This window comes from uncultured Campylobacter sp. (assembly GCF_938045775.1).
GTDB lineage: Bacteria > Campylobacterota > Campylobacteria > Campylobacterales > Campylobacteraceae > Campylobacter_B.
Window position 1 is genome coordinate 1 of record NZ_CALIBH010000281.1, and the last position, 10,097, is coordinate 10,097.

Here is a 10,097-nt window from a genome sequence, read left to right on the forward strand (position 1 = left end):
GATCGGCGATAGAATTTTCGTAGGGATCGAAATCCCCAGCGCCAAGCCTGAGATCGCCGCAGAGCTCAGATCGGCGGTGCAAAAGGCGCTCGGCGCGGACGTGGAAATTTTAATCAAACAGCCTAAGATCGCCGAGGAAAAGAGCAACTCTCGCAGCGGCAAAAATATCGCGCCGCAGATCAAGCATTTCGTGATGATCAGCAGCGGCAAGGGCGGTGTAGGCAAGAGCACGACGACGCTAAATTTAGCTATCAGCACGGCAAAGCTCGGCAAGAGAGTAGGGATTTTGGATGCCGATATTTACGGGCCGAATTTGCCGCGAATGCTGGGCGAGGATAAGACGCAAGCAAGCGTCGTTGGCCAGAAGCTAAAGCCGATTTTAAGCCACGGCGTGGAGATGATGAGCATGGGCGTGCTGATGGAGGAGGGCGCGAGCCTCATCTGGCGCGGCTCGATGATAATGAAAGCGATCGAGCAGCTGCTAAAAGACGTGGCGTGGAGCGATCTGGACGTGCTATTTTTGGATATGCCTCCGGGTACGGGCGATGCGCAGCTTACGCTCGCTCAGAGCGTGCCGGTGACGGCGGGCGTGTGCGTCACGACGCCGCAGACGGTCGCGCTGGACGACAGCGCGCGCGGGCTTGATATGTTTGAAAAGCTCCACATCCCGATCGCAGGCCTTATCGAGAATATGAGCGGCTTCATCTGCCCGGATAACGGCAAGGAGTACGATATCTTCGGTCGCGGCGGCGCGCAAAAGCTGGCGCAGCGATACAACACCGAAGTAATCGGCGAGATCCCGATCGAGATCGCTATCCGAGAGGGCGGCGACAGCGGCAAGCCGGTAAGCTTCTACGCGCCCGATTCTTTAAGTGCGAAGCGCTACGAAGATGCCGCGCGCAAGCTGTGGGAAAAGATCGAAAAGATCGATCGCGAGGAGCTGGCGGACAACTCCGCGATCCAGCCGGTGATGGACGGCAAGAGCGCCTGCTCGAATTAGGGCTTTGGCGGGTGCGGCGTCAAATTTCGCGTGGAATTTCTCGTAAATTTTGCAGATTGAAATTCAACGTGGAATTTAATAGTTTGGAATTTCACGCCTAATTTCGCTGCAAATTTTATAATGCTCGCAAAATTCAGATATGCAATCCGTCATAGAATTTTGCCCGTAAATTTCGCGGGTAAAATTTCACGCGGGTTTCGCGGCTTGGGATTTCGCGCCGAATTTTATAGCTCGAAATTCTGCGTTAAAATTCCGCTGCGATTTTGCCGCGAAATTTTATGGCACCAGTAAAATTTTTGTGTATAGAATTTCGTGCAGAGGTTGTAGCATTAAATTTTAAAGCTTGAAATTTCGAGCTACAATTTTACCAAGCTTCGTTGTGTGAGGGTTCAGATAAAATTCTAAGCGCAGAATTTAACGGCGAAAATTAAATTCCAAACGCGCAATTCAGCGAGGTAAAATTTGCCGTAGAATTCTGCCTTGGAGTTTTAAATGTAAAATTTTAAGCATAAAGCTTTGCCGTAGAATTTCAAAATGCAAAATTTATCGCTAAAACTTTGTTTTAAAATTTTAAGATGGGGCTTTAGCGATGAATTTTAGGCTTGAAATTTTATCGCGTCTAGCTTTTAGTGATAGCCGTAGCATTGCGCTAGTTTAAATTTTATTTCGCCGGGCTTTGTGGCGGTGGAATTTATCTGCGAAAGCCTCTGTAAAGTTTATTTGGGATGGAATTTTATCTGTAGTGATTACGGAAGGAAATTTTTCGCGCAGCTGAAATTTAAGCAGTTGAAATTTCATTCGTATAGGCAGGAAGCTAAATCGGCAAAATCTCTAAGCCTAGGACTTTTAGGTTTATGGATTTTACTTTTATACGAAAGAAGAAAGGTCGGTAATGAGGTTTTTGATTATTTTGGTGCTTACATTTGCGGCGTTCGCGCAAGAGAGTAATATGCAAAAATGGGCGAAAGAGATTACCGCGGACGCGCAGATCCCGCAGGATAAGTTTTTGGCGTTTTATCTGAATAAAGATGAGCCTAAGAAGGTGATTTTCTCTGAAAACGTCGATCGCATCAGCGTCAATTACGAGGGAAATTCCTTCCATGAAATTCCATCTCCAAATCTTATGGCGTATTGGGTCGGTGAGTTTAATTTCGACGCAGATGTCGAAAAGATGGTGCTAGGAGATTACGGCTGGTCTACGCTGGTAATCGCGGTAGACGGCACGGACGTGCTGGGCGGGACGTCGAGCAATCAAAAGCGCCCGCTTACGTATAAATTTAGCAAGGGCAAGCACAAGATCGAAGCGTGGTTTTTAAATGACGCGCATTCCAGCGAGCTTTTCGTGGATTTTAAAGATGTAGAGCCCTTTTATCGTCAAAAGGACGCCGTAGCCAAGATCCCTGCGGATAAGGACTACGATCTGTGGCTGGGCGCGATCTACGAAAGCGCGCAGATGAATAATCGCGTCAAGCTAAATTTAGCCAAATCCGATAAGCCCATCGTGCTACTGCTTAGCTCATATCGCGCCGTGGAGTGGGAGATCTCAAATCCGCAAAAGAATGAAATTCTAGCCGTGTTAATTTACAATCCCATTAGTAGCGTCCGCGGCGTAAGCGGTGCGCTTTACGTCGAGGATTACAGATACACGGAGGCTGCGGATGGGCTTAAATGCGAGTGCATCTCCGGCAATGTCTTTCACTGCGACGGAAGCGAGATTTATGATATGAACGGGCGCGTAAACGGGATATTTGGCAGAGGCCTAGGGGCGTTTGCCGGCAAGCACGCCGTAAATTCCTTAGATCTGCCGGGGCTTGTTATCACTCCAAAAATTTTAGACGAAAGCAAAGCTCGCCTACTCTCGGTGGAAGCGGACCGCAAGAAATGCGAAAGCACACCGATGGATGATGTGTTTAGGTAGGATGAAATTTAAAATTTGGAGGAAAAAATGAATAATAAAGATGAAAATAAGATTGAGCCACTAAGTACTTCTGAGAGCAATAAATCGGAAGATAAAACTGATGTAAAAAACGCCCTAGCCAAAGGCGACTTAGTAGAAAAAAGAGTAACGCAAATGCTTAAGATATGTTCTTTCATAACATCCATATTTGCATTAATTGGCATTATTGGATTTATTTTTTCTTATATGCGGTATTATGGGTTTTTCACATACGAAATATTTAGTGCGAATCATATTTTGTTATTTGCCTTTTTTACATTATTGATTTTTTTAACTATTTTGGCATTATTTGGTTCAACTATAATGTATCTCTATTATAGTTTGCACAAAGATGATAGTAGTAGAAAAAGTAGAAATTTGTTTATGATATTAGCTTGGACTATTGTTGTTTTTCTGGGAATTGTTCTATATTTTGCGAACCAAGAAAATATTTTTGTGCGTTTTGTATATTGGAGTAATTGGATAGTAGGTATAATACTATTCATATCATTAATAGTACCTTTTTTACGGCGGTGCTTAAAATATGTATCTGAAATTGAAAAAGATAGGAAAATTTGGTTTGTAGCTACTATTTTTAGTCTTATTATATGTGGATATGTAAGTTTTCTAATATTTTATCCAAGTACTTTTGTAAATTCTTATGATAGTTTTTTAAAATTTTGTGGTTTGGCTTCCGATCGTGTTGAAATTTATCTAAAAAATGAGAACGAATCCGTTATTGGCAAACTAATTTTCGACGACGGCAAATATGCTTATGTAGAATTTAATCGTACGGATAGCAATTGCGGTGGTATTGATGTTGCTTGTGACCAAACGATAAGAAAAAAAGTCCCTAGCGAGGATGTAAGTATTCCTGTTCCGCCAGAGCGACAACAAGATAAGTAGCCCGAGACAAAATATCAAGAAGTAAAGTAATTTGAAAAACAACTAAGAATTTAAAAGTGCATGTTTTCGCTTTTAAATTCCATTCATGCGCCTTTTCAAATCCCCTTTTAAATTAAATTTAGCTATACTCCCGCGCAATTTTGCGATTAAGGATTAAATATGAAAGAGATTAAAAGCCTAAGCGAGCTTCAGGCTTTTGCGGATAAAGTTCGCGCCAAAAAGGGCTACCGCGATCCGATCATGTGGGCGATCGGGCGCGTATTTAAGGGGCGTGCGGAGGGGCATAAAAGCCTAAGCGTGAATTATGCGCACGTAAATTTTAAAGATGGGCTAGTAAGCGCAGCAGTGCTAATCCATGCTCTAACCGAATGCGGCGAGGTCGTGGATTTTAGCGGTAGTGAGTGCATCCTTCCGCTAACGCATAAAGCCCTAAAAAAGGCGATCGAGGCTTTAAAATTTCTACAGCCAGACGCTAAAGAGGGCGCGCACAAAAATTTGCAGGTGCTGCTTGCGGTTAAAGAGGCGATGAAATCGGACGAGCACGCGAGCTTTTGTGCTAGCTTCATCTTTGAGGATGCCGCGCCAAAAAGCGTCGAGAGCGTCTATCTCAAGCTTTACGCGCTTTCGCTAAATCTCTGCGAACCGCGCACACTCAATCTAGACGGCGCATTTAGCGTGCTTCCGAACGTCGCATGGGACGAGAACGCCTGCCCGATCGAGCTTTGGTGGCTGCGTGAAAACGAAATTTCTTTAAAAATGCAAGGTCGCTATCCACGCATAATCAGCATCGATAAATTTCCGCGCTACCTAAGTCACGTCGTACCGCCGCAAAACGTGCGGATTTTAGATGACGCGAAGGTGCGTTTGGGTGCGCATATCGCCGCGGGTACGACCGTGATGCCGGGCGCTGCGTATGTGAATTTCAACGCAGGCACGATCGGCAGCGTTATGATCGAGGGGCGCGTCAGCAGCTCCGTCGTCGTGGGCGAGGGCAGCGACATAGGCGGTGGCGCATCGATTTTGGGCGTGCTAAGCGGCACCAACGGCAATGCCGTGAGCATCGGCAAGCACTGCTTGCTGGGCGCAAACTCCGTAACGGGCATTCCGCTCGGTGATCGCTGCATCGTGGATGCCGGTATTGCGGTACTTGAGGGTACGAAGGTTTTCATCGCGCAAAAGGATCGCGAAGCGCTAGCAGCGCTAAATGCGGGCTTTGCGTTCGATCGTGAAATTTATAAAGGGCTTGAGCTTGCCGGGCTTAGCGGTCTGCACTTCCGACAAAATAGCCAAAGCGGGCAGATTACGGCAAGCGTTAGCAAGCGCGCGATCAAACTCAACGCGGAACTGCATTAAATTTATAAATTTAAACGGGGGGCGCGGATTGGCTGGAGCTTTTTTTAAACTGCGTTAAATCTATAACTTAAACGGCGAGTTAAAAAAGATGCGGATGATCTCGCCGCACGCCGCTTTGAGCGAGCGCATGTGATACGTCGCAAAAATTTCAGCTCATAGAATTTCGCGCGGAATTTAAAGAATTTTTGCCGCGATTTAGAAACTTTCTAGCGGTGATTTGCGGAATTTATGCCACTAATTTAACGCAAGGAATTTTGGCGGCTAGCGGATTTTTGCCGCGCAGAGGGTTCTTAAATTTTAAAAATAGATTGAATTTAAAATTTTAATATGATAGATTTCAAATAAAATTAGGAGGTTAAAATGAAAAAATTTATACTCGCCCTGTTTGGCGTATTTATCTGCAGCGCGGCGCTTGCGGGAGATGCCGATGCCGAGCGCTGCAAGGCTTTGGCGGACACCGTAAATGGGCACAGTCACCCCGCGACTAAAAATATAGAGTTGAGCGCGGCTACATGCGAGGGCGATAAATTTGTAATTCCCACGATTCTAAAAAATGAAATTTGGGACAAAGTAGATCCCAAAATCAAGCAAAATTTTGAAAGCATTTTGCGCGCCAACAGGCAAAAGGACGTCTGCGCGATGATGAAAGCGGGCGGTCTAAAGCGCATAGGCGTACGAGAATTTCTGCAAAGCGGCGAAAAAATCGCCGATCTGACCTACACGCACAGCGATTGCGGCTTAGAGTAAAATTTCAAAGGAGAGATAATGGAAGTGCCTCAAGCGGCGTATAGCAGAGATAAAATCATCATTCGCACCGGTGCGATCGGTATCATTTCAAATGTAATTTTAGCGGCATTTAAGGGCGTCGTGGGGCTGATTTCTGGCTCGATCGCGATCGTGCTGGACGCCGTAAACAACCTAAGCGACGCACTTTCATCCGTCATCACGATCGTGGGCGTGCATCTTGCTAGCAAGCAGCCCGATCGCGCGCACCCCTTCGGACACGGCAGGATCGAGTATCTAAGCGCGATCGTAATCGCCGTCATCATCCTCTACACCGGCGGCGTCTCGCTCGTCGAATCGATCAAAAAGATCATCCATCCGCAAGCGGCGAATTATAATGCGGTTTCGCTCGTCATCATCGCCGTAGCGGTCGCGGCGAAATTTAGCTTGGGGCTCTATACGCAAAAGACGGGCGAGCGCGTAAATTCCGACTCGCTCATCGCTAGCGGCGTGGACGCCAAATACGATGCGCTCGTGTCGTTAGCCACTCTCGTAGCGGCTTTGATTTCGCTTATTTTCAGGCTGAGCTTGGAGGCGTATCTGGGTGCGATAATTTCGGCTCTTCTAATCAAAACGGCGTATGAAATTCTGCGCGATACGATCAGCAAGCTTTTGGGTTCGCGCCCGAGCTTGAAGCTTACGAATGAAATTTACGACGTCGTGCGCGGCTTTGAGGGCGTCATCGGCGCATACGATCTGATGTTTCATGACTATGGACCCGATAAGATGGTCGGCAGCATCCACATCGAGGTCGCAGAGGACACGACCGCAGCGCAGATCGACGCTCTTACGCGCCGCATCCAAAACGCCGTTTTTGCGAAATTTAATATCATCCTAGACACCGTAGGAATTTACGCGTTTAACAGGAACGATCCGCGCGCCGCCGAGATCTACGAGCATATCAAGCAGATGGCGCTATCGCACGAGTTCGTTTCGCAGATACATGGATTTTATCTCGACGAGGAAAAGCGCTCGATCAGCTTCGACGTTATCGTCGATTTCGCAGCGCCCGATATGGAGGCGACGTTTCGCGCGGTTTGCAAGCAGGTGCGCGCCGCGTATCCGAACTACACGCTCATCATCACTCGCGATAGCGATTACAGCGGCTAAAATTTAAATTGCTCTAGCGGTTTAAATTTAATCGCGCCGGCTCGCGCCTCTTCGGCGAAATTTCAGAATTTTAAGCTACAATAGGAGAAATTTATCGCGGTTTGCCACGGCGCAAAAGCTGCAATAAACCGCGAGATGAAATTTGCGCGCAAAACCTAGCAGAAGCCCGCGCACAAGGCAACGCAAAGAGAAATTTAAAAGGAAAAATATGGTTGAAATCAAAGATCTTACGATGCGCTTTGGCAAACAGCTGCTTTTTGAAAACGTAAATTTAAGCCTCGATAAGGGCAGGCGCTACGGCCTCATCGGCGCAAACGGCGCGGGCAAATCGACGCTACTTAAAATTTTAAGCGGACAGATCGAAGCAAGCAGCGGCGAAATTTTAATACAAAGCGGGCTTAAAATCGGCGTTTTGGGGCAGGATCAATTCGCCTTTGAAAGCTTCAGTGTCAAAGACGCCGTGCTTTACGGCAACAAGCGCCTCTATGACGCCGTGCGCGAAAAGACGCAGCTTTACGAAGCGGGCGAGTTTAACGATGAGATAAACGAGCGCCTCGGCGAGCTCGAGATGATCTGCGCCGAGGAGGATCCTGCTTACGAGTACGAAACGCGGATCGAGAAAATTTTAAGTTCGCTGGGGCTGAACGACTTTGATAAAAAGATGAGCGAGATCGAGACGAGCGATAAATTTAAGGTTCTTCTCGCGCAGGTGCTCTTCCCTCGCCCCGACGTGCTGTTTTTGGACGAGCCTACGAACAACCTCGATATCGACGCCATTTCGTGGCTCGAGTTTGAGCTAAATCGCCACACGGGCACGCTCGTGGTCATCAGCCACGACCGCCACTTTTTAAACCGCGTCTGCACGGACATCCTCGACGTGGATTTTAGGCGGGTACGCGAATTTAGCGGCAATTACGACGACTGGTTCATCGCGTCCAATCTCATCGCCAAACAGGCGCAGTTCGAGCGCGAGAAAAAGCTCAAAGAAAAGGCGGAGCTTGAAAAATTTATCGCTCGCTTCAGCGCCAACGCAAGCAAGGCCAAGCAGGCCACGAGCCGTCAAAAACAGCTCGACAAACTCGATCTTAGCGAGCTTGCGACCTCTTCGCGCAGGGAGCCTAGCATTTTATTCAAGCCCGCGCGCGAGATCGGTAATGAAATTTTAGAGCTAAGCGGCGTGGATATGAGTTTCGGCGAGGTTGAAATTCTGAAAAATTTCAACCTCAAGCTCGCTCACGGCGATAAGATCGCGATCATCGGGCGAAACGGCGTGGGCAAAAGCACGCTTTGCAAGATCATCATGGGCGAGCTCGCGCCGCAGCGCGGCAAGGTTCACATGGGCGCCACGATCGAGCCCGGGTACTTCGCGCAGGATACGAATAATAAAATTTCAGGCGAGCTCAAGCTCTACGAATATCTACAAAGCCCGCAAAATAGGGATCTTGATGAAATTCGCAAATGCCTTGGACGTATGCTTTTTAGCGGCGCGGAGCAGGAGAAAAGTGTGGGCAGCCTAAGCGGCGGCGAGAAACACCGCGTGATGCTAAGCAAGCTAATGCTGCAACGCCCGAACCTGCTGGTGCTCGACGAGCCCAACAACCACCTTGATCTTGAAGCGATCATCGCGCTTGGCGAAGCGCTGTATAACTTCGCGGGCTGCGCGATCTGCGTGAGCCACGACCGCGAGCTCATCGACGCGTTTGCAAATAGAATTTTGCACCTCAAAGGAGGCGGTGAAATCGTCGATTTTAGGGGCACTTACGAGGAGTATCGCGAGAGCTTGGGGGCAAGCGATGATTGAGATCTGCGTAAACGGCGAGCGGCTGCAGCTGGCGCAGGATATGAGCGTGAGCGAGTTTCTACGCCGGCGCGGACACGATCTGCGCCTAGTAGCGCTAGAACGCGACGGCGAAATTTTAAAAAAAGAGGCGTGGGAGCGCACGCAGATCTCAAGCGGCAAAAAATACGAAATCGTCGAGTTTGTAGGCGGCGGCTGAGGTCGGAGCTTTGGGTTATGTTAAAATTGCGGCGACCGAGGTTTAAATCCGCGCGGAGGCCGCTAAATTTTAAATGGTACGGCGACACAGCGGCCGGGGCTTAAAATTTGCGCACGCGTCGTTAAAATTTTAAGCGATACGGCGACATGGCGTAGCGACACGGCAGCGTTTGGATTTTTAAATTTATGAGGAAGCCGCGGTAGCTCGGCGCCTGCGGAGAGCTTTTAAATTTCGCGAGCGAACCCGCGGCGGCCGAACGCAGGAGTTTTAAAATTCGCTCCTTGGCGATAGAGTTTAAATTTTTATTGCAGCAGCGGAACGTTAATTTGCGTCGCCGGCTGCGGCGGTTGGGTGTGGAGCTGTAAACTGCGTCGGCGCCGCAAGCTTGAGCGCGGGAGCATTAAAATTTACGCCGAAGTTGTGAGATTTGGGCGTGGGGTTTAAAATTTACCCCGAGATCTCTGCCGCCATGCACATTACGACGTATGCTACGACGTACCGCTTTTTTTCGTCGGTTCGGCTTGAAATTTTAAATTTAGCCGCAGCGCGGATTTATTCGGGCGTTTAGCAGCTTTTAAATTCGGCGGATCGCTCTAGCGCTTCTCGACTTTAAATTTAACCGATAAGCTGGGTTAATGCGCTAAATTTAGCGGATTTGGCTTGCGCTGTGTATTTCGTACAGAGGCTCTACGACGGCGCCGTATTAGTCGAATGCAATTCGCAAAGCCAAAACATTACGCGTTAAAAGCACGATGAAATTTGTAGATTAAAATCGCGTGCGATGCGCTTGGTACGCTCCGCTTGCGCCGCAGCTCGTGCCAAGCGTTTGTGCGGTGCGTCGTAGCTGTGTAGATCTCTTATCGCGATCGCGCCGCAATACCGCATAAATGCACGCTATGTTTGCGTAGATATGAGGCGCCGCGCGTAAATCCAAATTTGCGCGATAAATTTAAACGGCAAAAAGATAAAATTTAGGATCAAAATGCAGATAAAATTAAACGGCAAAGCTTAC

Annotated in this window: 8 protein-coding genes; all 8 read left to right on the plus strand. The window is 48.1% G+C overall.

Features of this window, described 5'->3' with window-relative positions:
- A partial coding sequence (locus Q0238_RS11755) for an Mrp/NBP35 family ATP-binding protein (RefSeq protein WP_297946341.1) occupies window positions 1-1,000 on the plus strand: 1,000 nt, incomplete at its 5' end.
- An 892-nt stretch (window positions 1,001-1,892) separates the two neighbouring features.
- Window positions 1,893-2,918, plus strand: a complete 1,026-nt coding sequence (locus Q0238_RS11760; RefSeq protein ID WP_297946343.1) for a hypothetical protein — start codon at window positions 1,893-1,895, stop codon at window positions 2,916-2,918.
- A gap of 27 nt (window positions 2,919-2,945) precedes the next feature.
- Complete coding sequence (locus Q0238_RS11765; protein ID WP_297946345.1) at window positions 2,946-3,842, plus strand: hypothetical protein; 897 nt, start codon at window positions 2,946-2,948, stop codon at window positions 3,840-3,842.
- Window positions 3,843-4,001: 159 nt separating this feature from the next.
- Window positions 4,002-5,195, plus strand: coding sequence for a tetrahydrodipicolinate N-succinyltransferase N-terminal domain-containing protein (locus tag Q0238_RS11770; protein WP_297946348.1), 1,194 nt, complete (start codon window positions 4,002-4,004; stop codon window positions 5,193-5,195).
- Window positions 5,196-5,555: 360 nt separating this feature from the next.
- A complete protein-coding gene (locus Q0238_RS11775) occupies window positions 5,556-5,942 on the plus strand; it encodes a hypothetical protein (RefSeq protein ID WP_297946350.1) in 387 nt (128 codons plus the stop codon).
- Window positions 5,943-5,960: 18 nt separating this feature from the next.
- Window positions 5,961-7,088, plus strand: a complete 1,128-nt coding sequence (locus tag Q0238_RS11780; protein WP_297946353.1) for a cation diffusion facilitator family transporter — start codon at window positions 5,961-5,963, stop codon at window positions 7,086-7,088.
- A 208-nt stretch (window positions 7,089-7,296) separates the two neighbouring features.
- Window positions 7,297-8,889 (plus strand): ABC-F family ATP-binding cassette domain-containing protein, encoded by a 1,593-nt coding sequence (locus Q0238_RS11785; RefSeq protein ID WP_297946356.1) that lies wholly within the window; start codon window positions 7,297-7,299, stop codon window positions 8,887-8,889.
- Window positions 8,882-9,085: a sulfur carrier protein ThiS gene (gene thiS, locus Q0238_RS11790; RefSeq protein ID WP_297946360.1), complete on the plus strand. Its 204-nt coding sequence runs from the start codon at window positions 8,882-8,884 to the stop codon at window positions 9,083-9,085. The genes Q0238_RS11785 and thiS overlap by 8 nt, the downstream gene beginning before the upstream one ends.
- The last annotated feature ends 1,012 nt before the right edge of the window (window positions 9,086-10,097 follow it).

Bases quoted from the DNA above. Each gene is read 5' to 3' on its own strand.
- Q0238_RS11760 (WP_297946343.1), top strand. From the start codon at position 1,893: ATGAGGTTTTTGATTATTTTGGTGCTTACATTTGCGGCGTTCGCGCAA.
- Q0238_RS11770 (WP_297946348.1), top strand. From the start codon at position 4,002: ATGAAAGAGATTAAAAGCCTAAGCGAGCTTCAGGCTTTTGCGGATAAA.
- Q0238_RS11785 (WP_297946356.1), top strand. From the start codon at position 7,297: ATGGTTGAAATCAAAGATCTTACGATGCGCTTTGGCAAACAGCTGCTT.
- Q0238_RS11765 (WP_297946345.1), top strand. From the start codon at position 2,946: ATGAATAATAAAGATGAAAATAAGATTGAGCCACTAAGTACTTCTGAG.
- thiS (WP_297946360.1), top strand. From the start codon at position 8,882: ATGATTGAGATCTGCGTAAACGGCGAGCGGCTGCAGCTGGCGCAGGAT.
- Q0238_RS11780 (WP_297946353.1), top strand. From the start codon at position 5,961: ATGGAAGTGCCTCAAGCGGCGTATAGCAGAGATAAAATCATCATTCGC.
- Q0238_RS11775 (WP_297946350.1), top strand. From the start codon at position 5,556: ATGAAAAAATTTATACTCGCCCTGTTTGGCGTATTTATCTGCAGCGCG.